Source organism: Pontibacillus sp. ALD_SL1, assembly GCF_017355605.1.
On the sequence record NZ_CP062974.1, the window covers coordinates 1,006,201 to 1,029,538 of the forward strand.

Consider the following 23,338-nt stretch of genomic DNA (forward strand, 5'->3'; position numbering starts at 1 on the left):
CGGATGTGTGTAGGGACTATGCACTCTTTCTAGTCGCTAGCACGCCACCTGATAGAAGAGCGAGACTTACGAAGGCGATCCAAATCCAAGCGGATCCAGTTTGCTCACTCGTGCCAAGTCCTGTATCTGGCATTTCAGATGGCATCATTTTGTACGTATCTGGCATTTGCTTTACAATGGCTTCACTTAGCGTTTCGCCAACGTTGTACATGTATGAGAACCCTTTATCAAATGATTCGTAAGTGGACGTATAATCTCCATTTACATAGTGGTCAAATGTCATAAGCACATCTTCTTCATGCATCCAAACCGTCTCTTTCGCTCTGTCTTCTGGAAGTTTTCCTTCAGTTGCTTGAGATAAGAACATCCCGAATTCTTGTGAGAAATCTTTCAAACGCTCTTCAGCTTGTTTTCTTTCATCTCCATTGTCCTGAAGGGTAGCTGCTACAACTTGCGATTGAGCTGCAATGTGATCTTTCTGCCACACTTTCTCAAACTGATCAGCAGCTTCTGCTCCATAAATGGATTCAATAGCTGCTTTGAAATCGGCTGTTTGCTGATCTTCAGCCCACGTTACGAAGTCATAATCTTCAGCCTGGTCGTACCCTTTTTGCATCTCTAAAGTGGCCAATGCAAAGTGTTCAGAAGCAAGCTGGTTTAGAGTGGAGCGAAGGTCAGCCGCTTTCGTGTCGACCATGGTATGGTTAAATTGCTCTTTGTTCTGGCTTACGATTGCACCAGATAGAGCTTTACTGATATCAAACATACGATCAAATCCGGTGCGGAATGTTTGATAGGCCTTTTTATAGTCCCCTTCAACATAAGCGTTGAATACATCTTGTACATCTTGTTCATGGGCGCGTAATACCTTTTCTGCCGTATCAGCAGGCATGTTACCGCCAGTTGCTTCGCTTAAGAAGTTCCCTAGTTCTTTCGGGAATTCCTGATTGAGCTGTTGCCTTGCTTGCTCCGCAGCTTCCTTATTTCCATTCTTTACAGCTTCAGCAAGCCCTGGTGTATTTTCGTACTGAGAGTCAAAGATTTTCTCGAATTGTTGAGCGCCTTCTTTTCCGTAAATCGATTCAATGGCTTTCGTTAAATCATTCGCATTTCGTTCAAGCGCCTCATTAACTGCCTCGACATCTTCAGCGCCGTCGTACGTTTTCGTCATAGAAATCGTTTGATAGACAAAGTGATTGGATAGAAGTTGACTAAGCGTTGCTCGTAGATCCGCAGCTGGCGTCTTAGCCGTTGGTCCTGAGTTCGTTTGGGCCATGGATACCGATGGCACGAGAAGGAGTAAGGTCATCGTCAGTGCAAATACTTTTTTCAATAGTTTCATTAATCGATTCTCTCCTTTTTTAAGTTGTGTATGTGAGGGTTTGTTTTTTCTTTTCACATAGCTATCGAGAGAAGAATCGATTTGGATCACCCGTTTTTGAAAAAAATCTAGAAAATAAAAAAGACTCCCTGCTCAGGTAGGCGATCGCCTGATGTGGAAGTCTGGATGGATTATTTACGGAACAAGTCGAGCAATCGTTCTAGAGGACTTTTAGAGTTCTTAACCGTTACTTCAAGTTGCTGGTTAAATGCGTTCTGCGCTTCCCATTCCTTTTGCTGATCTTCGCGGATTTGACGCAGTTCTTGCTGTAGGGCTTCGCTTTTTTCGCGCTCTTGTTCGAGTAATGTTTCATATTGAGTTTTCTGTTCTTCAATCATTTTATCCATCTTGGTATGGGTTTTTTGAGAGAAGTTGCCGACACCAGAGCTAATCACGTGGTGGTCCTGCTGGAGGCGGGAGACAGTCGTCTTCAAATCATCCATATCTTGCTTAAGCTGCACATTCATTTCACGAGATGCTGCTAGTTCAGTAGCTAGAAGTTGCAACAATTCCTGAGTCTGCTTTGGATCTGATAGGTTTTGATTGTATGTACCTGCCGTCGCGATCGCTCGTTCATTATAACCGCTTAACATTTCCTTTTGTTTCGCTACAACCTCCTGGGCTGCTTCATCTTGGGTGAGGGAGGTTTCTTTGATCGCTCGAATCGATTCCACATCTGATTTTACGAATATCCGTCTGTCGCCATCTTTAAAAAATTCATAACCGTTCCGCTCCAGGATTTGGCCATATCGACGTACGGTTGTGGTAGCGATTCCTACTTCTTCGGCCACTTCTTTCGTGGAAAACGCTCGTTCATTTTGTTGTATGTCGTGTCGCATTTTCGGCCTCCTTTTCTTCCAAATATGAAGGTTTTCGAGGAATTTTGCAAGCGCCAATAGATGGGTTTTAAGCGCCTCTCAGCATTTCCTTAGAAAATTTTTTGATAAAAAATGAGTATTTCTGAGATGAAGAGGGTATAGAGGAGGATGTGAGACGATATAAAAGTATTAAGATTTTTAGAGGAGGAACAATCATGTCTAAAGATATACTAATGGTCGTAACCAATCACACTAAATTAACAGATCAACATAAAACAGGCTTATGGCTTGAAGAATTCGCAGCCCCTTACAATATGTTCAGAGAACAAGGCTACAATGTTCGTGTAACTTCTATTTCAGGAGGTAAAGTCGAGCTTGATCCAAACAGTGTACCTGATGAGGAAACACCAAAATGGACAGAAGCACGCCTGCAACTTGAAGATACAGAAGAATTAACGAAAGACATTGTCGACCAGGGCTATGACGCGATCTTCTTACCAGGTGGCCACGGCGCGATGTTCGACTTCCCAGATAGCGAAACATTGCAATATGCTCTTCAACAAATGGCTGAAAATGACAAAGTGATCGGCTCCGTATGTCACGGCCCGGCTGGACTTGTCAACGCAACGTTCGAAGACGGCACCCCAATTGTGAAAGGCAAGAAAGTCAACGCCTTCACAGATTCAGAAGAACGTGGCATGGAACTAGAAGACAATATGCCATTCTTACTTGAAAGCAAACTACGCGAACAAGGCGCAGAATTCGAAAGAGGCGAAGATTGGACTGACTACTCCGTCCGCGACGGCAAACTCGTAACCGGCCAAAACCCAATGTCTTCTGAAAGCACAGCACAGAAAGTCATTGAGGCGCTAGTAGAATTCTAAAGTAGAAGATTGAGTTGAAGCTGCAAAGGTCTATGTGACCTTTGCAGTTTTTTTGTTTGGTGCGAGTTGGTGGGGCGGATCGATGTGGATGTGGAGTGGCTCGAGTGGTGGCGGAGCGGCTCAAGTTGGGAGGAAACGGCTCAAGAAGAGAGTGTACCGGCTCAAGATTTGAGAAAAACGGCTCAAGACGAGAAAATAACAGCTCAAGTCAAGGGAAAATGGCTCAAGATGGGGAGAACTGGCTTAAGTTACGTCATAACGGCTCAAGATGAGAAGAAACCGACTCAAGTCAGCGAGCTACTCATGTGGTGGAGGTCTGATTCTAGGCGGATTGGCTCGAGTGGCGGCGGAGAGACTCAAGTTGGAAGGAAGCGACTCAAGAAGAGAGCATACCGACTCAAGTCAGCGAAAATCGGCTCAAGCCCCCCGCCCAGATCTTATATGCATCTTTCTAACTGCATGAACTAAACGCCACAGGGCATCCTGAATAAGGCTAAAGTCACGAAAAATGTCATACAATGGTTCTGTTTTCCATAAATCTCCTTATAAATAATTGAATTTTCTGTATTCTTTGGTAGTGTTAGGAATACTAAATGATTCAAGGAGGAATGAAATTACATATGTTTTCGAAAAAAGGTAAACAAGTCATCGTCCTGTTTCTTGCTTCGTTTTTGTTAATGGCTCCGTATCAACCCGCTCCAGTTACTGAGATTAACGCGACGGATGAAGAGGATGCGTTGTCTTCTAAGCTGACTGAGATCTTAAGTGATGAAAGCTTGGACGGGGCGCTTGCTGGGGTGAGTGTTCGTTCGGCGGAGACGGGGGAAGTGTTGTATGAATACAATGAAGATCTTCGCTTGAAGCCGGCTTCGAATATGAAGCTGTTGACGGCTGCGGCCGCGCTTGACACGTTGGGGTCTGAACACCGTTTTACAACAGAGGTTCTGTCCGATGGGGATATGAAAGGGGGCAAGTTGCACGGTGACTTGTATCTGAAAGGTAAGGGAGATCCTACTTTAATGAAGGAAGATTTCGAGGAGATGGCCCAGTCTATAAAAGAGGCGGGCGTTCGTGAAGTTAAGGGCGACGTGATTGCCGATGATACTTGGTACGATGATGTACGATTGTCAGAGGATATTTCTTGGAATGATGAAACGAACTACTATGCTGCTCAAGTATCCGCGCTAACAGCAGCACCTAATGAAGACTATGATGCTGGTACGGTGATTGTTGCTGCGTATCCGGCTGATGAAGAAGGTGAGCAAGCCGACGTTCAAGTAACGCCAAAGACGGATTACATTAAAATAGTCAATAGAACAGAAACGGTCGCTGCTGATGAGGAAAAAGACATTTCGATTGAACGGGAGCATGGGACGAATCAAATTGTTGTCGAAGGCACGATCCCAATTGACGGAAGTCGTTCCCGTTCTTGGGTGGCGGTGTCTGAACCATCTGGTCTAGCACTGGATCTATTTCATCAAGCATTAGCGAATGAGGGTATTAAAGTGAAAGGGGAGCAACAGCTGGATGGTAAGACGCCAAATGGAGCTGATTTGCTCGTTTCTAAGGAGTCGATGCCGCTAAAAGAACTACTTATTCCATTTATGAAGCTGAGTAACAATGGACATGCTGAAACTTTAGTGAAAGAAATGGGGAAAGAGGTTCATGATGAAGGAAGCTGGGAAGAAGGGTTGAACGTGGTAGAAGACTACTTGTCAGGCATTGGCGTTAATGCAGATACGATGCGCCTCCGCGATGGATCTGGCATGTCGCACGTCAACATGGTTCCGGCTAATGAAATCTCAGACCTCCTATACAAAGTTAGAGAAGAAGAGTGGTTTGATGATGTGTATTTAACGTCCTTGCCTGTAGCTGGTAACAGTGAGCGATTTGAAGGTGGGACGCTGCGTTATCGGATGGGCGACACGTTAGCAGAAGGGAACGTCCAAGCTAAAACAGGTTCGTTAACTGGTGTGACGTCCTTGTCTGGATATGTAACAGCGGAGAACGGGGACGAGTTAATCTTTTCTATCATCCTAAACAACTATTTAGATTCTGCTCAAGACATTGAAGATGAAATTGCAATTACGCTTGCTAATTACGGTGAGTAGTATAAAAAAGGGACTTGTTCACGAAGAACAAGTCTCTTTCCTATGTGATTATACTGTAAACGGAACACCTGTCAATCGCTCTGACTCTTTCCATAAAAGATCAGCATCGTTCACATCAAGAGCTCTCGTTTTGGGCTCTACGAGAACTGGATCGCCTTTCATTTCCCACTTACCAGATGGGCCGTAGTACTGGCCACCCTTTGCGTCCTTGTCCGTTGCGGCGCGAATGCCTGGGAGAGCGCCGTCGTATGCGCTTTGCGTAATCCGTTCAAGCACACCACGAAGCATCTTAAATAGGAACTTATTTTCAATGTGTCTCGCTAAGTTCGTATTTGCACCGCCTGGGTGAGCAGCGAGGACTTTAATATCTAAGTCTGCACGTTCAACGCGGCGCTGGAGCTCGAACGTGAATAATAGATTTGCTAACTTAGAACGGGAATAGGCTTTCATAGGAGAGTAGCCTTTGCCGCCTTCATACATTAAGTTATCGAAATTAAGGTCACCTTGTTTGTGAGCATTGCTGCTAATGTTCACGATTCGAGCGTGATCTCCTTTTTTCAAGTGATCAAACAGAAGGGAGGTGAGGGCGAAATGGCCGAGGTGATTAATGCCAAGCTGTTGCTCGAACCCGTCTTCTGTTTTTCCGTATGGTGTTGTCATGACCCCTGCATTGTTTATCAAGATGTCTAGTTTGTTGTATTTTGTTTTGAATTGATCAGCGAATGTATGAACAGATTGAAGGCTAGCCAAATCAAGCTTCATCACATCAATGTTGGCTTGAGGGAACATGGAAAGAATGTTGTGAGCTGCTTGCTGACCTTTCTCGAGAGATCGACAAGCTAGAATCACCGTTGCTCCTTTTGTGGCATAGACGCGGACGGCTTCTTGACCCAATCCGCTATTCCCGCCTGTTACGATGACGATTTGCCCCTGCATCGAAGGGATTTTGTCCACAGACCAGTGGTGTGGAAACATATCGAACACGACCTTTCTTGTTGGTTATGTAGCTATTATCATGGTAAACGTTTGTGCTTCATATGAAAACGATAAGGCATTGAAACAAGAAAAAACTCTAAGTCCTATCACTTAGAGTTTTTCCTTTAATCGACCTTTTGATTTTCAGACTGGGCGGAAAATACCTTTTCGGTGGGGACCATCGAAGTAAACATAAAAGAAGAGCTGAGTACGACGGCGATCACGAAAAGGAGCATTTTGGCCCCATCGTTCTCGAATTCACCAAAAATACGCCAAAGTATAACAACAAGGGAGATTGGACCGAGTATTAAAGGTGCGAGAAAGCGAGAAACGCCGATGTGGCGGATGCCATTTGCGATATAATAGATTCCTAAGATTATAGGGATCAAATATAGGATATAGATCATCTTTCCACCCCATTTTGTTCCAATTCATCTTGTTCCATTGTAACACTATAAGTGGTAAAATCATACAAAAACGGGCGTAAAGAATTAGATCAGACACTTCTAAATCATCCTGACGTGATAATAAAAGAAGAGATGTGGTAGAGTTTGGGTGTGATAATTTTGAAAAGGAGGGACCGGATTTGGAAATCCTTACATGGGTTCTGTTAGTTGTGATGGTTGTGGGTGTGTTCTACGCAGTTAATCGATTTGCTTTTCATTATGCAGGAAGCGATTTTAAAAAGCGCCTTTGGGCAGGGATGTTGTTTATTTTCTCTACCCCACTCTTTATGTTTGCCCTTAGTATGGGGATTCAGTTAATGGATAAAAGTGAAGGACTTGCAGGAACGGTTGGAGTTCTAGCTTCTGTTCCATATTTCGTAAACGGTCTTGTCGTGTTTCTAAGTGCTTTCCGCTTGGTGAAGCCTTCTGAAATCGTAGGTAGTGAATAGAGTTCATTTCTTATACGGAAAGCTACCGCCCGAATGCGGTAGCTTTGTTATTATAGAATAGTAGAGAAATCCTTGGCTTGATTTTCAAGAGTATGTGCAGCTTCAAGAATATTAGCGAAGTCCTCGAGAGCATCTTGAATTTGCTGTTGGCTATCCTGAATACTCGATTGAGCTTGTTCGGTGCCGGTCGTAATGGTATTGATCTCATTTGAAATAGACTCGATACTTGTCTTAACCTCTTTAATCGATCCGTCTACCTTCTCAGATAGTTTCTTTACTTCTTTCGCCACCACGTCAAATCCCCGTCCATGCTCACCAGCCCGTGCTGCTTCAATACCAGCATTTAAGGCAAGTAAGTTAGTTTGAGCGGCAATATCTTTAATCGTCTTCACAATTCCTTGAATGCTTTTCGCATCTTGTTGGAGATTGTTTAGTGTCTGAATATTTGAAGTCGAGACTTCTGAGATGCTTTCAATCGTCTTCAAAAAGTCCTGGCTGCGTTCAATACCAAATTGCGATTTTTGAGTCAGATCTTCTGACATCGCTTCCAATTTGCTCGCTACTGAATGAATCGTCTTCTGTCGCGATGTAATGTTTGTGGCAACTTTAAACACGCCTACCACTCGTCTTGAATCATCTCTCACAGGCATATACGTAGCTTCTAGCCAAATGGCATTTCCGCTCGCATCTCTTCGCTTAATCTTATCTTGAAAAGACTTCCCCTTCTCAAGGTCCCGCCAAAATGTTTCGTAGCTTCGATCCTGGCTAAACTCAGGAAAACAAAGGTCGCTATGTAACATTCCATACATCTCGTCTCTTGTATATCCAAGTCCCTTAGCAAAATTGTCGTTCACAAACTGCACTCGGCGATTTAAATCAAACCGGATTGTGGCGAGGTTGTCCTCAATGGCCTGTACCACGTGGTAATCATGAATGTTTGTTTGAATATCTGTTGTCGTCATGGTCTTTCCCCCCTACTTCTTATGATAGATTTCCTTATAGGAACAATCAACTAAAAACATTCTAGTAATGGAATTCGAAGATTATTTTAGTGAATAAAAGGATGTGCTCTCTTCCTGGGGGAATTTTACCTAACTTTGTGTGAGGGTTCTGTTCTTTAGACGATAGTTGAGTAAGTGCAGATGTGTTACCATTGGGGGAGGAAATGACAGGGAGGAATCCAGTTTACTTATGATAAAATTCTTATTCTACCTCATGATTGTGTTAGCTGCTATATTTGCGATTTCCTTTTTCTTTTCAATCTTTACGGCAGGTACCATACCAATCATAGACGGGGTTGCAGCGATTGTCTGTGCATGGAACGCCCACTCACTGAAGAAAAGAATCCGCACCCAAACAACACCCTAACCCTATCAAGCACTTTTGCTCAAAGCAGAAGTGCTTTTTTAATACAGTAAAGGAGTAACGCGTGCCAGACACCCTTCATTCCTTTACTGTATAAAAATATTTACATTTTACTGGGGTTATTTTACAGTTAAGCTGATAGGGGTGAGGGGTGATGAAATCAGCGGATAAATATCTTCCTGATAAAGAGCAGGTCCTTGGCTTTTTCTTGTTTATTGTCTTTTTAGTGTTTTATTGGCGGGTGATCGTGTTTCTGTTTTATAACATACTGCCATCAAATCATGTTACGTACTTCTTAAGCTGGGTGGCGGTGTTGGCTAATTTCCCGTTCTCAGCATTAACGGTTCGTTATGTTTTCAAATGGATTAGAGAGTCATAATTGAAAAATAACCCATTGTAATTTGTTGAGATATGAAACCTACAGAAACTAGAATCCGTATAAAAAGGGAAAATAAGTTACATAGAATGAGATGAATGATAAAGAAATGGATTTCGTGAGCGGTTACAAACACAGGGGGGGAGTTGATCGAATGTCACAGGTATTTCGTGTATGTGCCTTTGTGTTCCTTGGCTTGTTTTCCATTAGGGTAGTCCTTGATCTCTTATGGGCTGATGGGATCGCATGGGTGGAGAATAGTATGCATGCTCTCTTTTTGGCTGTGTTCATGCTGATCAGTTTTGGGGTAAGAGCTCTTATTCGAAAAATGGATAAGAAATACGAAACTATTTATGAGAAAAAGAAGGGGTCGCCATGATACTTAGAAAAATTTTTGCAGCACTGATTACGACAATCGTCACTTCCTTGTTCTTTGGTGTTCAGTTTCCGTTATTTGAAAGTGACGGGGTCCTATCGAACGTATTCATTTATATGATTTATATTGGTGGTGGAACGCTCCTTGGAGGATTAGGCTCAATGGGGATTGAGAAGATGACCAGAAACTTTGGAGATGCGCGTGTAATGTTCTCTTTTATCTTTCATATGGGTCTTACCATTCCGGTTATAGTAAACCCCTTCTTTTTTGTCTACGCGGTACCCGTTGCAGCTCTATTCTTTGTGACAGATGAGATTTTGAGAAGACGCAGGTCTGAATCGGTTTTTGCATAGTGAAGAGGTCATAGGTTTCAAAAAGATAAAAGGAGGGATCACGCTGTATGGAAACCGCAACAGCTTTATGGATGATCATTGTACTAGCCATCGCGTTCATCTTCAGATGGCTGCGCATCTTAAGTAAGAACTCAGAGGCACAGATTAAGCAAAATGAGCAGTTAATTGAACAAATGAAGCAGTTGAACGAGCAATTGAAGGAACAATCAGCTGATTAGCAGGCGTGGGGGGGGTGAAGGACTGTACGTAAGTAAGGAGAGGTTTAATGTGTTGAGATTTGTGGATGATCTAGCAGGTGCTATATATGATATTTTTAAATTTATGATTAGGTCGATTAGTTATTTACTCTCAGGAATGCTAATGGTCGCAGTTCCAATCTATTTGATTGTTTGGGTTATCGGTATGTTCCAGTGACCCTATTTAATGAACGGAGCCAAATTGCTGAAGACTCGAAACTGAGAGAATGTTTCCTTATATTTAGTTCAGTGTAAGGGGGGACTGGAAACCGATCTTTCTTTATCGCTACAAAAGGAAGGCATAATTCTTCACGAATAGGAGGAATCAGCAGAAAAACGGCTCAGGTTTCATACGAAACCTTGAGCCGTTTTTTACTAGATGTATGCGAATTCGTTAAATAGTTGGTTCTCACCACACCTCAGGATCTAACCACCCATCAAGCACCGCACCTAACGCCTCCATCCCAACGGCCCCATCTTCTGTAGGATAGAGCTGAATAAATTTACCGGCCTCCGAATCAAGCAAGGCAGGCTCTGCACGACTTCCAGGATAGACGCAGAGCACTTCGCGGATTCGGTTATAGAACGACTTACGTATAGGACAGTAATATTTAATGCCGACGTATTCGTTCATTTGCTCAGCAGCTTTCGTATTCCCATCAGGCGAGTAGATATTACGAAGGGGGCTATACTTCACTTCTACGGCAATCGATGAATGATAGAGGGGGACGTCCTCTTGTTTCTTATAATAGTCCATGCGGATATCTGGCTTTTTCCTTCTGAACTTTGAGAAGAAGTACGTGCCATTAGCAATCGCATCCCGGGAGCGGTGTTCAAGCTCTTGTTCGTATACAACATGGAGTTCTGCGTCCTCATTTGCTAGAACGACAGTGGTTCCTCCCTGCAGCTCCGAGTGAAGATATCCTTTTTGCAACTGACCCATTAGCGAATCCTGCTTAAAGTTATAGCCGCGCTCCGTTATGAGTTGGACGATCGTTAAGAGCGTGTAATACTCATACATTTTCCCAGTAGAGTGAAACAAAGGAGAGCCTGATGACGGGGCTGCAGGTGCAACTTTCCGACCTCCGGATTCTTCTAGTTCATGCCACAGCTTATGGAACGAAATATACCCACGGCTTTGGACGGAACGAGGGACCCTTGGATGCACATCGTCCACATCATTCCAGAATCCTTGCCGGATGACGTAGCGGAGCTGTTGTCTATACGGCTTCACCTTCTGAAGCATCTGATCCATATTGGAGATCTTTAATCCATGTGCTTCTTGAGTCTTTTCTTTACTCTTCTGCTTATTCTTTAATAACGTCTGATCATGAGAAGTAACATGGTGAAGAGGGCTGCTTCGATCCGATTGAATTTGTCTGATCTCACCCTTAAGTTTATCCTGTTCGTCTAAGAAGACGAGTCGTTCCTGTTCGAGTGACTGAATGAGGGTGTCCATCCGTTTTAGAATCGCTTTTGTACGAAATTTAACGAGTTGATTCTCAGGAAGATTGGCATCATGGCGATGTTTACGGTTATAGAACTTCGTCCCGCTCATAACGGCTCCTTTAAAGGAGTGCTCCCATTTTACACTTTGCTGATCCATCCTTCCTGGATGAGACTCTACCTGGTAGTGGCGCCTAACGTTCATTTGGTTTTCTTTCTCAATCCAATCCAGTGCTATCTTTAACTTACGGAAGGAATGATCTAGCCAACGAAGAAAGCGCAGATCGCTTTCTCCTATCAACTGTTCAGGACTCAGAGATAGACTTACATCCTGATAGTAGTTTGTGGTCAGCCCATCTAGTGCCTTTTCTAAATACTCCGCAATTCTATTGAACTGCTGCTTCGAGAAGTGGTGCGGAATGATGCGGACCGCACCGTAATACGTTTGGCCTTCAATGTCGACTTCGTACAGAAACGTGCCGCATGGCCAAGGGAAGGTGTCTTCTGTAGCCGGATCAAATAACGGCTGTACTTGTTGGTGCTTCCCTAACGAAACCTTAAGAGAATTCTCTTCCCCGTCCTTGGAGGGAAGGCGAACCGTAACGGAACGATTTGCCTTCCAGTCAATCCATAACACACTCCACTTCTGATATTCAAAGACCTCGACAATGGTCTCCATAAGGTTATGTCGTTTCTGGTCAGGGCTTAGGGAATGAACCTTAACTTCATTTCGTCCTGTTTGAAAATAAAGCCCGATCCCTAAGGCCGTTAGCTCAATCGTGCCGTGCTCATTAATTGGTAAAGCCATACATCATCAACTCTTTTGCTTTGTTCTGAAGGGTCTTCAAAGACAATGTGAAATCAGAAGCCATTTGAGCACGGTCGGATTTAAAGAGTTGGGCGAGGGAGCCGTCCACATAATCGATAGGCGTACTCATTTCACCAACCATAGGCCCTGCAAACGTATCAATTCCCTTAATTTTCGTTAAGATCCTCTGATTGATCTGGAAATCAAACAGCTCCCGTCTAGAAAGTAAAGGCAGTCCATGCTCATCATGCGGTACGTTGCACAAGTAATCCGCAATCGCTAGTGCCACACGGAATGAGACTCCCTTTTGGGGATCGTTCTCATTCATAAGGGTATGAATCGCATCAAGCGTATGAACCTCATACTCGTTCAACAGATGAAGTCCGACCTCTTGAGGGGCAAAGCGCCATTCTCGGCGTAAATGAGAAGCGCTCACCCTTTTCGCCTCAGGAGAAACAGGAACAGAACGGTGAACCTTTTCATAGAAAGCGATTGTATCTTTAAAAGGCGGCTTCTTCGGTGTAATGATATTCGTCCGGTCAAGAAGCCGATCAGAGAATGATTTTGTCGTCTCATCAAAGTTCACGGTTCCAACAAAGATTAAATTGTCCCCAAGTTTAATACGAGACTCATAGCGACCACTTTGTTCCGTCACGTGATCGTTAAAGATCTGTAAGTGCTTATCCCCGTTAATCTCCAAAAGGGAAAGGAAAGGACTAAACCAGTGCTCGACTTGTGATAGATTCATCTCATCAAAGATAACCATATGTAGCTGGTCCGGGTATTCAGCTGCATGCTGAAGCAGACTCACAAGCCCCGTATCGCTTTCATGAAACAGCTCTGTTGTTGGATTCAAGTACCCAAGTATATCATTTGGATCCTGGTAAGAAGGGGAGATCGGTAAGAAAAGCATCGTCTCACCTTCTACGAGTCCTAACGTTTCCCCGTATATGCGAGCGAGTTGAGATTTCCCTGTACCAGACATGCCACCGAGAATCGTAAGTGGATTCGTCTTCACACTCATATGAAATGCATAGAGATCTTCTTCTCGGTAAAACATCTTGTGCTCATACCCTGCTTTATGAAGCAAACGGTGAAGAAATTCCATCTCAGAAGTAGCACGAGCCGGAGTTGGTGAATGCTCCTCGTTTGAAACAACAGGCGCTGCAGGTGGTTCTTCCTCTGGCTGTGGTTGGATCGCGAGCCCTTTTTTCTTCGTTTCAAAAAGCTCACACAAACTAGCAAACTTTTGTTTAGATAAGAAGTACAAGTGATGTTCGTATACCGCATCGACATGTTCAATCAGTTCATCCGGGTCAAGTGCTGCATACCGAACAGAAGCATGATCCTTTTGGAAATACGTTGTCGAGTTACTCTTGGACTCAAGATCAACTTCATACAGAGTGTTCTCGAATAGAACCATGGATGGAGACGGGAAAAGATTCGGGTACTTCTTTAATGTAATGGGACGCTTCTCGTTCGTTAACTTGGATTCAAGATCCTCATTCGTCTCCCCGATACGCAAGTCAGGAGAAGGAATCACAACATATCCCTCTTCAGGTTGGATGGGCTCAAGCTTAATCAGTTCAACGTAAATATTGTCATTCGCATGGGTCAACTTGAAGAGAACAAGCTTGTCCTGAAACAGTGCTTCTACACGTGGCTTAATATCCGGATAGGGAAGACGATCATAGTTGATCAAATCATTTAATAGGCGTACGTTGTTCATTGAATTGGTATTCCCTGTTAAGAGATCACTCATCTTACCGAAATATCGGGTGAGTCCGTTCGGGATAGGAGATAACGGCTTGATATAAAAGGTTAACCGGTCCGAATGTTCGCTAAGTACAACCGGTGAATCTTGAAACGTTTGGGTATGAATTTCAGACGATGTAGCTAATCGGCCAACGAAGATGCTGTCATCGAGTTGTCTTCTTACGATATGTGGGAGTTTAGTTGATAGCTTCATAGGTTGCATCTCCTTCTAGGTAGAAAATAATTTTGCGGAACACGCTCTGAGGAGAACCGCTGACGAATTTATAGCTGTACGGTTTCTGTTGCAAATACTTTCGAACTTCAAGTTGCGACTTAGATGAAAGGGCGTTGGTGTCAATAAAGATTAACTTGTTCTCTGGGATGAACTTAAACTGCTCAGAAAACGATCGGTCTGTATTGTATGTAAGCAGCTTCTTTTCAGGGATAAAAGACTGGTACCGCTCGGCAAGATCGTTCGTAATAAACAAAAAATCATCCTCATCTGAGAACACATCCACCTCGGCTTCCTTATGCTTTTTCGTAGCCTCTTTATACTCTTGGCGCACTTTCTCTAGTTCACGTTCAAGCGATTCATTTTGTTTTTGAAGCTCTAGTCGTTCTTCTCTTTGGTCCTCTTCACGAGCTTGTCGTTCTTGTTCTTTCTCTTTCAGCTGACGTAGGAGGTCATCGCGTCGCTTATAATACCGACTCGCTTTCCGTTCAGCAGAAGCTTTCTCATGGAGTGCTTCCTGACGCTCTTCGTTAGCTTCTGTAATGGTTCGGTCAGCAAGCCTAAGAAGTTCATTGAGTGCAAGTTTGTATAAAGGATACAATTCTTCAGACGAATAGTCCTCATGGTTCAGGTCGTATTCGCTTACAATTTGTAAGGCTTGTGTGTCGTGATCCTCTTCATACTCTTTCTCGAAGAATGTTACAAGATCTAACTCCTCAGGCAGATCTTCAATGTCAGTGTGCTTCTCAAGGAATGAATCGATGAGAGAAGGGAGTGTTGTTTCGTGTTTTTGCGCATGGCCTTTTAGGATTTCTTCTAAGGAGAATTCCTGTAGACCCGTGAATACATCTTCTCCGTTCTCTAAATTCTCGATCATCTTCTTACGGTTGTCTTCATATCGCTCCGGGAAAAGCACAGCCACAATCATCATTCTCTGCGTATCGGTCATGCTTTCTTGTAAGGAAGCTTGTAAAATCAGCTCAGAAAACTCGTACTCTTCCATATCCTCTATAAAAGGTCCTGTAAATCCTCGAAAGAAGATTCTTAAATCGGTAAGTGAATCCAAAAATTTTGTAATCACCTGTTTAAGCATAGGAGGCGGGGCAGAAACCAATCGTTTCTTTGAAAATCCTTGTACTTTTAGGTCGAACACCTGTGCAATTTTCGCCATCTCTTTCTTAGAAACATGGTTCAGAAAATCTTGCTTCACCGTCTTTTGTATCTCGAGCCACTCCTGGCTTATTTCCTTCGTATCCGTTGTCATTAAAGCCACTCCTTAAGATGTAGGTATATGTAAAATAATAGATAAAAAGTCTGGTTATTACTAGTCTTGACATGTATTGGATGATGGGGGGGCGTCTAATTTTTGGGGATTTTGGGGGGAGAGTGGCTCAAGCTGCTGACGGTGCAGGCGCATGCCCCTGGCGAGAGGCTCAAGTTTGGGAGTAGAGGCTCAAGCTGTGGCGAGAGCGGCTCAAGTTAGAAGAAAATTGACTCAAGTAATCAAAAAACCGACTCAAGCTAGCGGCCACCGACTCAAGTCAGAGCAGTCTGGCTCAAGAAAGAGGGAAGCGGCTCAAGTTTAAAAAAAAATGACTCAAGTAAGAAGGGTGAGCTGACGGTTCAGGCGCATGCCCCTGGCGAGAGGCTCAAGTTTGGGAGTAGAGGCTCAAGCTGTGGCGAGAGCGGCTCAAGTTAGAAGGAAATTGACTCAAGTAATCAAAAAACCGACTCAAGCTAGCGGCCGACGACTCAAGCCAGAGCAGTCTGGCTCAAGAAAGAGGGAAGCGGCTCAAGTTTTAAAAGAATTGACTCAAGTAAGAAGGGTGAGCTGACGATGCAGGCACAAGTTGGCTCAAGTCCTGGACGAACTGGCTCAAGCCAGGCAGCGCTAACTGGAATATAAGACATTAAAAAAGGACGGTTCAGCCCGTCCTCAAGCATTTCTATTCTACCTTGTCAGCCTCGGCCATTCTGTGAGGGTGGTTAGGGCCGATGGTTTTACACGGCAAGCATTCGACTTTACCTTTTTCTAAATAAAGGGCGCGGCAGCTTGGGCAATGTTCTGCCTTTTGGCGCTTCAATGCTTCTCCGACCCATGGAATCATTTCGGTGTCGTTCATATTGTATTTATCTAAGCCCTGAACTGGATCAATTCGATCCATGTGATAATTGAACTCGAACCACTTTCCTTCACGATTCATAAAGTAGTAGACCAAATCCGCATTTTTTCCTCTATAGCGAGGCAGGGCTTTCGCAACTTCTTTCGGTACAAAAGACATAAGTGTATCAATAAATTCGCGACTCATTGTTGGATATAAAGGAGCAACATCCTCAAACCCGAAATCAATCATATGAATGATTCCTTCTTGGATTTTCGCTACAACACTGAATCCGGCTTTGTTAATTTCGAACCCCTCATGGTAATAAGTGAAATCCTCATCATACCACATCAAAAAATCCTTTCTATAACCTATCTAATTTTACAATTGTAGCATACATTTGAATGGAACGTGAATGTAGAGGTGGTCGAGAGGGAATAAGGAGAATGTACTTTTGTTGACTGCTAACTATCTTGTGTTTTATAGTAATTGATGCCTCAATGATTGATGGGTCAATGAATAGATGCGCTCTGATTGACAAAGCATAGGGATCTATACTAAATTAGTTGACGGGTCAATTATTGATGCATCAATTAATTAGGTGAGGAGGGGGATTTGTTGACGAATTCATATCAGGAACAAGAGAAGCTCATCCTTCAATTGAATGAGATCTATAGACAGATGAGCCCGAAATTTGAACGTTGCACAGGAATAAGCCAGTCACGACTAGAGTTGCTTCATAAATTAATGGAAGTTGATGAGATTAATCAGACTGAGCTCCGTCGTCAGGTCAACATTGATAGTGCTGCCGTGACGAGACACCTAAAGCAGCTTGATGAGAAAGGGATCGTCTCTCGTCGCAAAAACCCTGAGGATAACCGGGTCACATTCGTCAAGCTCACAGAAGCCGGACGAAATAAGATCGAGCGTTATTGCAAAGAGAAAGAAAACTTTATCACACAAGTCTTCAAAGGAATTACAGACCAAGAGCGTGCTGTCTTATCAGATTTATTATCAAGAGTAGAGAGCAACGTGAAGGATATTGAAGACGAACAACCTATAGAGTAGAGGAGAATACACCATGACGAAAGCAACCATCAACGACTTCAACCAAATTATTTCAGGTCGCCGTTCTATTCGTAACTACGACCCATCCGTTAAAATCAGTAAAGAAGAGATGACTGAAATTTTAAGAGAAGCAACAATGGCTCCTTCTTCAGTTAACTTACAACCTTGGCGCTTTGTTGTCATCGACAGCGAAGAAGGGAAAGAAACCCTTAAGCCTCTTGCGAAGTTTAACCAAACTCAAGTAGAAACGTCTGCAGCCGTAGTCGCTGTATTTGTAGATATGAACAGTACTGAATACCTTGAAGAGATTTTTGATAGTGCAGTGGAACAGGGCAAAATGCCACAAGAAGTTCGCGACCGCCAAGTTCCTGCCATTCAAGGCTTGATTAGTCAGATTTCAGAAGAAGCGTACCGTGAGATGAACCTAATCGACGGTGGTCTTGTATCGATGCAGTTCATGCTAGCAGCTCGTGCTCACGGCTATGACACGAACCCAATTGGTGGCTATGAGAAAGATCAAATCGCTGAAGCGTACGGATTAGATAAAGACCGTTACTACCCAGTGATGCTAATTTCTATTGGTAAAGCAGCAGAAGATGGGTACGAGTCTGTACGTCTTCCGATTGATACAATCGCAGACTGGAAATAAACTAAACATTAGAAAGAGGGCTTATTCATGATCATTACTCACGCACATTTTCAAGTAAACCCTGAGAAAGAACAAGCTTTCTTAGAAGAAATCCGTTCCCATATTGAGGACTCAAGAAAAGAAGACGGCAACATTTCGTATGACTTAATGAAAAGTACTGAGCAAGAGAACACGTATACAATGGTTGAAGTATGGCGGGATCAGGCTTCCGTTAAAGCACACGGTAAAAGCAGCCACTTCACAGCTTTCGTTGAGAAAGCACCACAATTCTTAACAGCTCCACTTGCGATCGAGTCATATGCAGGAGAAAAAATTGAACGTTAATATAGATGAAGAAAGCATCTGGTCTTGGGCCGGGTGCTTTTTTATTGTGGGTTGGAAAATGGGAGAGGGTATTCTTTATTCATCAAGTCGTTTAGCCAGGTTATTCAACTTTACATCATGCACACCTGTCTTTTCACTTAAAAAATCAATATCAACTCGGGTGCGGCTTACTTTTTGATCAATAATGTCCAACATAGCTTTAATATCATGCTGCTGAGCATATTCGATACGGTCAAATCGTCTGTCCATATAAGAGATTAGGTTATCAAAGCGAGTGTCCATTTCGTCAAATCGCTGATCCATGCGTTTAAAACGAGTGTCTATACTCACAAACTGCTCATCAATATTTTTAAACCGTTTATCAATATTTTCAAAGCGTCTATCTATACTTTCAAAGCGTCTATCTATACTTTCAAACCGCTCATCTACACTTTTAAAACCACTATCCATTCGGTCTGAAAGGGATTCGATTTGTTCGGATAATTTCAGAAGCAATTTTTCTTGATCCATTCTTTTACCTCCTCTTTTTATTGATAATATACCATTCTTTATGAGTGTTCAACCTTCCTAGAGAGGGTTAAAATTTGGATTTGAAGGGGTAAATAGACATTAAAATGAATGTTTTTTACGTCCTTCTTCAAAAACATAAAGTCCGGGGCAAACGAACTTTTGAAAAGTAGGTGTAGCATTAGTAACGAAAAAAGTAAAGAAGATTCTCAGCATGGGCTCGTACATAATCAATTGCCTTATTACATAGGTTCCAATAAAGGAGTGGAATCTAAGATGACGACGTATGCAAAGATCTTCTTAACAAACAGTAAGGCGTATGTAATTGAGTGCCAGGACAGGGATGAGTTTCTAGACTTGTTAGAGGATAGCGGGCTTGTTGAAATTGAGGAGGATATCATCATTAACCCGATGCAGGTGTGTGCGGTGGAGTTTGAGGAAAAATAAAATGCTTAGGCGAGCAAGGAATTTAATTTTGTGAGAGACTATTTATGGAGTAGGAACACCCATCGTATATAGGGTGGGGATCAAGCCTTCTTTGAGTCTGAAGAAAGTTCACCGTATTGTAAAGATGATGAATGATGGCTCGGAAGGTGATTACATAACTATAAAAGGAAAAGAACCTAGGAAAGTTGAGAAGTTTTTAACTAAGGGAGGAAGGTCAACATGGAGAGAAAACGTTATGGAGTGTTTGGTTCGGCATTTGACCCCATTACAATCGGTCATCTTGTAACCATGGAAATGGTAAGAGACAGGAGAGGATTAGATGGAATTATCCTGATCCCGTCTTCGGATATAAGGGCTGATAAGGTTCAGGACTTATCGCCGAATGAGGATCGATTGAGCATGATTCAATTAGCGATTGAAGACAATCCTCATTTTCATGTTAATGACATTGAGCTTAGGGCTCATGCTTGGGAGACGTATACGTATAACACCATGGAAAAGTTAAAAAAAGAATACCCTAACGACGAACTGTTCTTTGTGATGGGCGCTGATAATTTAGCCAACATCACAACATGGCACAAGGGGCAGGAACTCATCGAAAACAATAAATTCATTGTCATGGGACGAGAAGGATATGATATGCCTGAAATGATCGCTAGAAATTCTTTTCTGACTAAGCATGAACACCGATTCGATTGTTTGAGTAAAGGTGTGAATGTGGAAACAAGTTCTACACTCATTCGTTCTCGCATTGAAAACGGAATGAGTGTGAAATACTTAGTTCCTGAACTGGCATTACAATATGCATTGGAGAAGGAATTGTATAAGTAACTTGTGGCAAACCATTCATTACTTGTCTTCATTTTCATCCTTTTGTTCGCCCCATTTAAAACCAGACTTACCCATATAATACAAAACCCCTGCGGTTGCTAATGTAGACAATATTGCGATTATAGCTCCCATTCTTAAACCTCCTTTTGACTTTGCTTTAAACAATGCACTACTTAAACCTTCGCTTCCTCTAAACCTTGTACACTAGTTTCCTTTCTCGTTTCCTGAACCATAATAACCGAACCAATAACAAAGGCAATCCCTATATACTGCCACAGGGTTAACGTCTCATTAAACAGTAAGAATCCTGTAAGGGAAGCCACCACTGGCTCGATCGTGGCAATGATGGAAGCGCGACTTGATTCTACGCGTTCTAGACCTTTGGTGTACAAGATAAACGGAAGCATCGTACACAAGAATCCGAGGCCTGCGATGAATCCCCATACTTTCCAATCGGACAGAACAGGAAGCATTTCCCCTAAACCGCTAAACGGGACAACAGCAAGTGCTGCGAATAGAAATGTATACACGGTAACGGTCAGGGAGTTGTGTTTTTGAAGGGCGTATTTTCCAAAGATGCTATAAAGGGCATAGAATAAGCCAGACCCAAGACCGAGCAAGAGTCCATACAAGGAAATCGTTCCGCTCATATCTGGTAATAAACCAATCACTAGCGTACAACCAATAAGGGTTGTGAATAAGGCGCTGATCTTACGCGTCGTGAGAGGTTCCTGGAATAAGAACTTCGACAAGATCGTGACGAAAGCGGGAGCCGTATACAATAGAACAAAAGCGATTGATATAGACGTTTCTTCCATGGCGCTAAAGAGGCACCAGTTGAAGAACACGATGCTGATAATGCCCGTTCCAACAAAATAACGGCTATCTGAAAGCTTGATCCGGAACAGACGGCGATCTTTCCAAGCGACATACACACTCATGAACACCGCAGCCATCAACACACGTAAAGCCACGACCTGGACAGGACTGAAGCCCAAGTCGTATAAGTATGTAACAAATATCCCGATGATCCCCCACAAAGCAGCCCCTACACCAATAGACACCAAAGCTGAACGGTGTTTCATTCTAATCCCGCCAATCGATTCATTTGGTACAAGACTACCATATTCAACAAGAGAACCATATTGATTTTTTACAAGAATACTGGAAGAAATATGATAAAATGTGTGGTGGTTCAAAAGGAGAGGATTGGATGAACGAACGTCACAAGAATGCTAACCAAAAATGGAGCAAGATTCGCGAGAAAGGCAAGAAGCATTACATTTTATATTACGGTGTGCTTGGCTGGGGATTATCCACAGGGGTACTCTTCTTCTTGGTTGGTGAAGTGATGGATCATAAGCTGGCGTTTAGAGATTACTTCACTGGGGGCTGGGTACTTGAGCTTGCCATTGCGATTGGGTCATTTCTGTTAGGTGGTCTGTTATTCGGTTATACCATGTGGGGTTTCAATGAAGGAAATTATACAAGTGATGATGAGGTGAGCGAGTGAAGGTTTCGACAAAGCTTCCCGTGTTAGAGCAGTTCCGTCCGGAAGAGGAAGGATGGACCATGCTCAAGGAACCAAAGGCAGCCCTTGCTCAATGGCTCGCTTTACCGATTGGGATGTTTGCGATCTTCTTGGTATATGCGTTAGCCGTCGTGTTAGGGATTGAAGAGTTGTATCAATTCCGATTTGGCTGGAATCTTCTCTTGGCTTATATAGTCCTCGTGCCCATTCATGAATGGCTACATGCGATGGTGTTTCCGGATAAACTGAAGTCAGATGATATCTATGTTGGGGTGCTGAGGAAGTACTTGGTGTTCTTTGCCTTTTATACAAATGAGATGAGTCGGAACAGGGCGCTGGCTGTCTACATGACACCTTTTCTGGTGCTATCTGTTGTGCCGATCGTGTTCATGGCAGTGACAGGGGTTTCTTCCTTATTTTTGTTTGATATCGCTTTTCTAAATGCCATATGTTCCTGTGTTGATCTTCTTGCGATGATCATGATTTATAATCAAGTACCAAAAGAAGCGGTTGTGCGCAACAAGGGGTATAAGACGTACTGGAAACATCAAGAGGAAGTCGTTACAGAAAAGTCAATCAGAACCCATACATAAGTCATGGGAGGAGAAAAGCCAGTTGGCGGTTCTTCTCCTTTTTATATGCGTTATCTGTCTAGAATTAGGTAATCCTTGGACTTGTAGACGGAAAGATTATGTTTGTTTGCAAAGTCTGCTAAATCCGTATAGACGTCATCAGGAGTAAAATGGATGATTCGGACAGGGAGCCCTTTTTTCGTTTTGATCATAGCCCCCTTGGTATTCCAGCCGACACGTTTGAACTTGATCTGCTTCATTTCATTAGGGGTTAAGGTTCTTTTATAAATAGGCCAGGAAAAGAACAACACTCTATAAGTTACATGATCACGGTTAACTTTACATTCGTAGCGGATAAAAAGTGCCAAGGCAATACAAATGCAAAATAGAATGCCGAACACGGTAAATTCAATAGAAAGGCTATTCCGACTTAATAAGGAACTCACCATTAACAATAAGAGTAAAAGCAATGGAAATCTTTGCGTCTTTGCTCTATAAGTTATGAACGTTACTCCTCTCATAACATGTATAGTACTTAATAAAGTTCGTTTGTGCGGCCTGAAACTCCTTCTTGATCAAAGGAAAAACCAAACCGTTGACAATGTCGAAGATACCTAGTATAGTATCCTCTGTACCCCTAAGGGTATTTGAAGCGTGATTAGAAACGCATATATAAATGAAATTCCAAGAAATATGAAGAAACTCAAACACAACTAAAATCGATTTATACTATAGAGGAGAGATTACAATGGCGAATAAAATGACAATGAACGTAACAGCACAAACAGAAGGCATTACTGTAAAAGCAAATGCAGGGAAGCACGAATTTATGATTGATGAAGGCAAACACATGGGCGGTCAAGATTCTGGGCCAAACCCACTTCAAAGTGTACTTGGTTCCCTTGCTGCTTGTGAAAACGTGACAGCACGCATGGTCGCAAGAGAGATCGGATTTGATCTGCAAGACATTTCCTTCAACATCTCAGGAGAGTTCGACCCTAGCGGTTTCATGGGCAAAGCGGATGTTCAGCCATACTTCGAAACAGTAACGATCGAGGCTAACATTGAAACGAGCGAATCAGATGAGCGTTTGAAAGAACTACAAGAAAAAGTAGAAGCCCGTTGCCCGATTTATACAATGATGAAAGCAGCTGGCGTGAACATGGTTGATACGTGGAAAGTAGCACAGCACGCATAATAGATGTTAGATGAGGAAGCCAGGATAAGTGAATCCTGGCTTCTTTTTTTATGGTTTCCATGCATGTGTGGGTTTGGTATGCTTTAGTTGGTTTCCTT

The 23,338-nt window shown here is 43.0% G+C and carries 32 protein-coding genes; 20 read left to right on the top strand and 12 right to left on the bottom strand.

The window, feature by feature from the left end:
* Positions 1-16: 16 nt before the first annotated feature.
* Both IMZ31_RS05080 and IMZ31_RS05085 read right to left on the bottom strand, forming a co-directional pair.
* On the bottom strand, positions 17-1,342 hold the full coding sequence (locus IMZ31_RS05080; RefSeq protein ID WP_207529496.1) for a copper amine oxidase: 1,326 nt from the start codon (positions 1,340-1,342) through the stop codon (positions 17-19).
* Positions 1,343-1,512: 170 nt separating this feature from the next.
* A complete protein-coding gene (locus IMZ31_RS05085) occupies positions 1,513-2,220 on the bottom strand; it encodes a winged helix-turn-helix domain-containing protein (protein ID WP_207529497.1) in 708 nt (235 codons plus the stop codon).
* 194 nt (positions 2,221-2,414) lie between these two features.
* Here IMZ31_RS05085 and IMZ31_RS05090 point away from each other — a divergent pair, with 194 nt between their 5' ends.
* The 3 genes from IMZ31_RS05090 (at position 2,415) to dacB (ending at position 5,194) form a co-directional block, all read left to right on the top strand.
* Positions 2,415-3,083 (top strand): type 1 glutamine amidotransferase domain-containing protein, encoded by a 669-nt coding sequence (locus IMZ31_RS05090; protein WP_207529498.1) that lies wholly within the window; start codon positions 2,415-2,417, stop codon positions 3,081-3,083.
* Between the two features lie 69 nt (positions 3,084-3,152).
* Positions 3,153-3,551 carry a hypothetical protein gene (locus IMZ31_RS05095; protein ID WP_207529499.1) on the top strand — a complete coding sequence of 133 codons (399 nt, stop codon included), beginning with the start codon at positions 3,153-3,155 and terminating at the stop codon, positions 3,549-3,551.
* Between the two features lie 152 nt (positions 3,552-3,703).
* Positions 3,704-5,194 (top strand): D-alanyl-D-alanine carboxypeptidase/D-alanyl-D-alanine endopeptidase, encoded by a 1,491-nt coding sequence (dacB, locus tag IMZ31_RS05100; RefSeq protein WP_207529500.1) that lies wholly within the window; start codon positions 3,704-3,706, stop codon positions 5,192-5,194.
* Between the two features lie 48 nt (positions 5,195-5,242).
* Here dacB and IMZ31_RS05105 read toward each other — a convergent pair whose 3' ends face one another.
* Together IMZ31_RS05105 and IMZ31_RS05110 are read right to left on the bottom strand one after the other, a co-directional pair.
* A complete protein-coding gene (locus IMZ31_RS05105) occupies positions 5,243-6,169 on the bottom strand; it encodes an oxidoreductase (protein WP_207529501.1) in 927 nt (308 codons plus the stop codon).
* A gap of 125 nt (positions 6,170-6,294) precedes the next feature.
* The gene (locus IMZ31_RS05110) at positions 6,295-6,576 is read right to left on the bottom strand and encodes a hypothetical protein (protein ID WP_207529502.1); all 282 of its coding nucleotides are present in this window, start codon (positions 6,574-6,576) and stop codon (positions 6,295-6,297) included.
* A 179-nt stretch (positions 6,577-6,755) separates the two neighbouring features.
* On the opposite strand from IMZ31_RS05110, the gene IMZ31_RS05115 reads away from it, so the two are divergent.
* Positions 6,756-7,064 carry a hypothetical protein gene (locus IMZ31_RS05115; RefSeq protein WP_207529503.1) on the top strand — a complete coding sequence of 103 codons (309 nt, stop codon included), beginning with the start codon at positions 6,756-6,758 and terminating at the stop codon, positions 7,062-7,064.
* A gap of 50 nt (positions 7,065-7,114) precedes the next feature.
* Here IMZ31_RS05115 and IMZ31_RS05120 read toward each other — a convergent pair whose 3' ends face one another.
* Complete coding sequence (locus tag IMZ31_RS05120) at positions 7,115-8,026, bottom strand: methyl-accepting chemotaxis protein (protein ID WP_207529504.1); 912 nt, start codon at positions 8,024-8,026, stop codon at positions 7,115-7,117.
* Positions 8,027-8,255: 229 nt separating this feature from the next.
* Between IMZ31_RS05120 and IMZ31_RS05125 the strand changes: the two genes are divergently transcribed.
* From IMZ31_RS05125 to IMZ31_RS05150, 6 genes are all read left to right on the top strand, one after another.
* The gene (locus IMZ31_RS05125; protein WP_207529505.1) at positions 8,256-8,432 is read left to right on the top strand and encodes a hypothetical protein; all 177 of its coding nucleotides are present in this window, start codon (positions 8,256-8,258) and stop codon (positions 8,430-8,432) included.
* A gap of 151 nt (positions 8,433-8,583) precedes the next feature.
* On the top strand, positions 8,584-8,808 hold the full coding sequence (locus IMZ31_RS05130; RefSeq protein WP_207529506.1) for a hypothetical protein: 225 nt from the start codon (positions 8,584-8,586) through the stop codon (positions 8,806-8,808).
* 151 nt (positions 8,809-8,959) lie between these two features.
* Positions 8,960-9,184: a hypothetical protein gene (locus tag IMZ31_RS05135; protein WP_207529507.1), complete on the top strand. Its 225-nt coding sequence runs from the start codon at positions 8,960-8,962 to the stop codon at positions 9,182-9,184.
* On the top strand, positions 9,181-9,534 hold the full coding sequence (locus IMZ31_RS05140) for a hypothetical protein (RefSeq protein ID WP_207529508.1): 354 nt from the start codon (positions 9,181-9,183) through the stop codon (positions 9,532-9,534). The genes IMZ31_RS05135 and IMZ31_RS05140 overlap by 4 nt, the downstream gene beginning before the upstream one ends.
* A gap of 47 nt (positions 9,535-9,581) precedes the next feature.
* Positions 9,582-9,752, top strand: coding sequence for a hypothetical protein (locus IMZ31_RS05145; RefSeq protein WP_207529509.1), 171 nt, complete (start codon positions 9,582-9,584; stop codon positions 9,750-9,752).
* Between the two features lie 49 nt (positions 9,753-9,801).
* Positions 9,802-9,948: a hypothetical protein gene (locus tag IMZ31_RS05150; RefSeq protein ID WP_207529510.1), complete on the top strand. Its 147-nt coding sequence runs from the start codon at positions 9,802-9,804 to the stop codon at positions 9,946-9,948.
* A 231-nt stretch (positions 9,949-10,179) separates the two neighbouring features.
* Here IMZ31_RS05150 and IMZ31_RS05155 read toward each other — a convergent pair whose 3' ends face one another.
* Genes IMZ31_RS05155 through IMZ31_RS05165 form a run of 3 tightly spaced genes read right to left on the bottom strand, consistent with a single transcriptional unit; the run spans position 10,180 to position 15,275 of the window.
* Positions 10,180-12,024, bottom strand: a complete 1,845-nt coding sequence (locus tag IMZ31_RS05155) for a hypothetical protein (protein WP_207529511.1) — start codon at positions 12,022-12,024, stop codon at positions 10,180-10,182.
* On the bottom strand, positions 12,008-13,993 hold the full coding sequence (locus tag IMZ31_RS05160) for an McrB family protein (protein WP_207529512.1): 1,986 nt from the start codon (positions 13,991-13,993) through the stop codon (positions 12,008-12,010). Before IMZ31_RS05160 ends, IMZ31_RS05155 begins: the two co-directional genes overlap by 17 nt.
* Positions 13,977-15,275 (bottom strand): hypothetical protein, encoded by a 1,299-nt coding sequence (locus IMZ31_RS05165; RefSeq protein WP_207529513.1) that lies wholly within the window; start codon positions 15,273-15,275, stop codon positions 13,977-13,979. The genes IMZ31_RS05160 and IMZ31_RS05165 overlap by 17 nt, the downstream gene beginning before the upstream one ends.
* Positions 15,276-15,450: 175 nt before the next feature.
* Between IMZ31_RS05165 and IMZ31_RS05170 the strand changes: the two genes are divergently transcribed.
* Both IMZ31_RS05170 and IMZ31_RS05175 read left to right on the top strand, forming a co-directional pair.
* The gene (locus IMZ31_RS05170) at positions 15,451-15,597 is read left to right on the top strand and encodes a hypothetical protein (RefSeq protein WP_207529514.1); all 147 of its coding nucleotides are present in this window, start codon (positions 15,451-15,453) and stop codon (positions 15,595-15,597) included.
* A gap of 69 nt (positions 15,598-15,666) precedes the next feature.
* Positions 15,667-15,846 (top strand): hypothetical protein, encoded by a 180-nt coding sequence (locus tag IMZ31_RS05175; protein WP_207529515.1) that lies wholly within the window; start codon positions 15,667-15,669, stop codon positions 15,844-15,846.
* A gap of 111 nt (positions 15,847-15,957) precedes the next feature.
* Here the strand turns inward: IMZ31_RS05175 and IMZ31_RS05180 are convergent, their stop codons facing one another.
* On the bottom strand, positions 15,958-16,464 hold the full coding sequence (locus IMZ31_RS05180) for a hypothetical protein (RefSeq protein WP_207529516.1): 507 nt from the start codon (positions 16,462-16,464) through the stop codon (positions 15,958-15,960).
* Positions 16,465-16,731: 267 nt separating this feature from the next.
* Between IMZ31_RS05180 and IMZ31_RS05185 the strand changes: the two genes are divergently transcribed.
* The 3 genes from IMZ31_RS05185 to IMZ31_RS05195 are packed head-to-tail and all read left to right on the top strand — an operon-like array spanning position 16,732 to position 18,154.
* Positions 16,732-17,181 carry a MarR family winged helix-turn-helix transcriptional regulator gene (locus tag IMZ31_RS05185; RefSeq protein WP_242705645.1) on the top strand — a complete coding sequence of 150 codons (450 nt, stop codon included), beginning with the start codon at positions 16,732-16,734 and terminating at the stop codon, positions 17,179-17,181.
* A gap of 13 nt (positions 17,182-17,194) precedes the next feature.
* A complete protein-coding gene (locus IMZ31_RS05190; protein WP_207529517.1) occupies positions 17,195-17,830 on the top strand; it encodes a nitroreductase family protein in 636 nt (211 codons plus the stop codon).
* 27 nt (positions 17,831-17,857) lie between these two features.
* Positions 17,858-18,154 (top strand): putative quinol monooxygenase, encoded by a 297-nt coding sequence (locus IMZ31_RS05195; RefSeq protein WP_207529518.1) that lies wholly within the window; start codon positions 17,858-17,860, stop codon positions 18,152-18,154.
* Between the two features lie 75 nt (positions 18,155-18,229).
* Here IMZ31_RS05195 and IMZ31_RS05200 read toward each other — a convergent pair whose 3' ends face one another.
* Positions 18,230-18,664, bottom strand: a complete 435-nt coding sequence (locus IMZ31_RS05200) for a hypothetical protein (protein WP_207529519.1) — start codon at positions 18,662-18,664, stop codon at positions 18,230-18,232.
* Positions 18,665-18,937: 273 nt separating this feature from the next.
* Between IMZ31_RS05200 and IMZ31_RS05205 the strand changes: the two genes are divergently transcribed.
* Complete coding sequence (locus IMZ31_RS05205; protein WP_207529520.1) at positions 18,938-19,108, top strand: hypothetical protein; 171 nt, start codon at positions 18,938-18,940, stop codon at positions 19,106-19,108.
* A gap of 219 nt (positions 19,109-19,327) precedes the next feature.
* Complete coding sequence (gene nadD / locus IMZ31_RS05210) at positions 19,328-19,939, top strand: nicotinate-nucleotide adenylyltransferase (protein WP_207529521.1); 612 nt, start codon at positions 19,328-19,330, stop codon at positions 19,937-19,939.
* Between the two features lie 173 nt (positions 19,940-20,112).
* Here the strand turns inward: nadD and IMZ31_RS05215 are convergent, their stop codons facing one another.
* Entirely contained in the window at positions 20,113-21,024 is a 912-nt protein-coding gene (locus tag IMZ31_RS05215; RefSeq protein ID WP_207529522.1) for a DMT family transporter, read from the bottom strand.
* Positions 21,025-21,152: 128 nt separating this feature from the next.
* Here IMZ31_RS05215 and IMZ31_RS05220 point away from each other — a divergent pair, with 128 nt between their 5' ends.
* Both IMZ31_RS05220 and IMZ31_RS05225 read left to right on the top strand, forming a co-directional pair.
* A complete protein-coding gene (locus IMZ31_RS05220; RefSeq protein WP_207529523.1) occupies positions 21,153-21,452 on the top strand; it encodes a hypothetical protein in 300 nt (99 codons plus the stop codon).
* Entirely contained in the window at positions 21,449-22,063 is a 615-nt protein-coding gene (locus IMZ31_RS05225; protein WP_207529524.1) for a DUF3267 domain-containing protein, read from the top strand. The genes IMZ31_RS05220 and IMZ31_RS05225 overlap by 4 nt, the downstream gene beginning before the upstream one ends.
* Before the next feature lie 50 nt (positions 22,064-22,113).
* On the opposite strand, the gene IMZ31_RS05230 is transcribed toward IMZ31_RS05225, so the two are convergent.
* Positions 22,114-22,254 (bottom strand): hypothetical protein, encoded by a 141-nt coding sequence (locus tag IMZ31_RS05230; RefSeq protein ID WP_207529525.1) that lies wholly within the window; start codon positions 22,252-22,254, stop codon positions 22,114-22,116.
* A gap of 536 nt (positions 22,255-22,790) precedes the next feature.
* Between IMZ31_RS05230 and IMZ31_RS05235 the strand changes: the two genes are divergently transcribed.
* The gene (locus IMZ31_RS05235) at positions 22,791-23,240 is read left to right on the top strand and encodes an OsmC family protein (protein WP_207529526.1); all 450 of its coding nucleotides are present in this window, start codon (positions 22,791-22,793) and stop codon (positions 23,238-23,240) included.
* The last annotated feature ends 98 nt before the right edge of the window (positions 23,241-23,338 follow it).

Bases quoted from the DNA above. Each gene is read 5' to 3' on its own strand.
- IMZ31_RS05205 (WP_207529520.1), top strand. From the start codon at position 18,938: ATGACGACGTATGCAAAGATCTTCTTAACAAACAGTAAGGCGTATGTA.
- nadD (WP_207529521.1), top strand. From the start codon at position 19,328: ATGGAGAGAAAACGTTATGGAGTGTTTGGTTCGGCATTTGACCCCATT.
- IMZ31_RS05145 (WP_207529509.1), top strand. From the start codon at position 9,582: ATGGAAACCGCAACAGCTTTATGGATGATCATTGTACTAGCCATCGCG.
- IMZ31_RS05160 (WP_207529512.1), bottom strand. From the start codon at position 13,993: ATGAAGCTATCAACTAAACTCCCACATATCGTAAGAAGACAACTCGAT.
- IMZ31_RS05080 (WP_207529496.1), bottom strand. From the start codon at position 1,342: ATGAAACTATTGAAAAAAGTATTTGCACTGACGATGACCTTACTCCTT.
- IMZ31_RS05085 (WP_207529497.1), bottom strand. From the start codon at position 2,220: ATGCGACACGACATACAACAAAATGAACGAGCGTTTTCCACGAAAGAA.
- IMZ31_RS05215 (WP_207529522.1), bottom strand. From the start codon at position 21,024: ATGAAACACCGTTCAGCTTTGGTGTCTATTGGTGTAGGGGCTGCTTTG.
- IMZ31_RS05180 (WP_207529516.1), bottom strand. From the start codon at position 16,464: ATGTGGTATGATGAGGATTTCACTTATTACCATGAGGGGTTCGAAATT.
- IMZ31_RS05220 (WP_207529523.1), top strand. From the start codon at position 21,153: ATGAACGAACGTCACAAGAATGCTAACCAAAAATGGAGCAAGATTCGC.
- IMZ31_RS05165 (WP_207529513.1), bottom strand. From the start codon at position 15,275: ATGACAACGGATACGAAGGAAATAAGCCAGGAGTGGCTCGAGATACAA.
- IMZ31_RS05110 (WP_207529502.1), bottom strand. From the start codon at position 6,576: ATGATCTATATCCTATATTTGATCCCTATAATCTTAGGAATCTATTAT.
- IMZ31_RS05120 (WP_207529504.1), bottom strand. From the start codon at position 8,026: ATGACGACAACAGATATTCAAACAAACATTCATGATTACCACGTGGTA.
- IMZ31_RS05130 (WP_207529506.1), top strand. From the start codon at position 8,584: ATGAAATCAGCGGATAAATATCTTCCTGATAAAGAGCAGGTCCTTGGC.
- IMZ31_RS05135 (WP_207529507.1), top strand. From the start codon at position 8,960: ATGTCACAGGTATTTCGTGTATGTGCCTTTGTGTTCCTTGGCTTGTTT.
- IMZ31_RS05125 (WP_207529505.1), top strand. From the start codon at position 8,256: ATGATAAAATTCTTATTCTACCTCATGATTGTGTTAGCTGCTATATTT.
- IMZ31_RS05155 (WP_207529511.1), bottom strand. From the start codon at position 12,024: ATGGCTTTACCAATTAATGAGCACGGCACGATTGAGCTAACGGCCTTA.
- IMZ31_RS05090 (WP_207529498.1), top strand. From the start codon at position 2,415: ATGTCTAAAGATATACTAATGGTCGTAACCAATCACACTAAATTAACA.
- IMZ31_RS05200 (WP_207529519.1), bottom strand. From the start codon at position 18,664: ATGGATCAAGAAAAATTGCTTCTGAAATTATCCGAACAAATCGAATCC.
- IMZ31_RS05230 (WP_207529525.1), bottom strand. From the start codon at position 22,254: ATGATCAAAACGAAAAAAGGGCTCCCTGTCCGAATCATCCATTTTACT.
- IMZ31_RS05190 (WP_207529517.1), top strand. From the start codon at position 17,195: ATGACGAAAGCAACCATCAACGACTTCAACCAAATTATTTCAGGTCGC.
- IMZ31_RS05235 (WP_207529526.1), top strand. From the start codon at position 22,791: ATGGCGAATAAAATGACAATGAACGTAACAGCACAAACAGAAGGCATT.
- IMZ31_RS05195 (WP_207529518.1), top strand. From the start codon at position 17,858: ATGATCATTACTCACGCACATTTTCAAGTAAACCCTGAGAAAGAACAA.
- IMZ31_RS05105 (WP_207529501.1), bottom strand. From the start codon at position 6,169: ATGTTTCCACACCACTGGTCTGTGGACAAAATCCCTTCGATGCAGGGG.
- IMZ31_RS05140 (WP_207529508.1), top strand. From the start codon at position 9,181: ATGATACTTAGAAAAATTTTTGCAGCACTGATTACGACAATCGTCACT.
- dacB (WP_207529500.1), top strand. From the start codon at position 3,704: ATGTTTTCGAAAAAAGGTAAACAAGTCATCGTCCTGTTTCTTGCTTCG.